This window comes from Gluconobacter sp. P1D12_c, from assembly GCF_018812105.1.
GTDB classification, from domain to species: domain Bacteria; phylum Pseudomonadota; class Alphaproteobacteria; order Acetobacterales; family Acetobacteraceae; genus Gluconobacter; species Gluconobacter oxydans_A.
The window spans coordinates 1-667 of the sequence record NZ_JACSIQ010000125.1; the positions used below are offsets into that span (position 1 = coordinate 1).

At 57.8% G+C, this 667-nt stretch carries 1 protein-coding gene; it reads left to right on the forward strand.

What is annotated here, in order from left to right; genetic code table 11:
• Nucleotides 1–584 (forward strand): Tn3 family transposase (locus tag KP705_RS15905; protein WP_215764933.1); only part of this gene is annotated, 584 nt, incomplete at its 5' end.
• Between the last annotated feature and the right edge of the window lie 83 nt (nucleotides 585–667).

The following is a 667-nucleotide window of genomic DNA, read 5'->3' on the forward strand; positions in this document are numbered from 1 at the left end:
GTGATCTCCTGAGTGGAATGGCCGGTGACCCGATCAATACCGATCATGTTGCGGCCMACTGGGACGACCTGCTGCGTCTGGTCACATCCATTCGGAGTGGAACCGTGACGGCCTCGGCCATGCTGCGGAAGCTCGGATCTTATCCCCGTCAGAATGGTCTGGCTGTGGCCTTGCGTGAAGTTGGCCGGATCGAGCGGTCGGTTTTCATGCTCGACTGGATACAGGATCTGGATTTGCGCAGGCGAACCCAGGCAGGGCTCAACAAGGGAGAAGCCCGGAATGCGCTGGCTCGGGCGCTCTTCTTCAACCAGCTTGGTGAACTGCGGGATCGGCGTTTTGAAAATCAGGCTTATCGAGCGTCAGGTTTAAACCTGCTGGTGGCAGCGGTTATCCTATGGAATACGCGCTATCTTCAGTCTGCCATCGCAACGCTCGGCATTTCCGATGACCTGGCGCGGCATATTGCACCCCTCGGCTGGGAGCATATCTCTCTGACAGGGGACTATCGCTGGAATGTCGATGAGCAGCCCGAAGCGGGCGCGTTACGTCCGCTTCGGGTGCCTGCATCCCTGCTTGTCGCTTGAACCCCAATGCTGGCGGTTCTGTAGGTGTTCACCCTAAGCGTACGTAAAATACACTTTCGTGTCGTGACCCCAAATACGCCTCC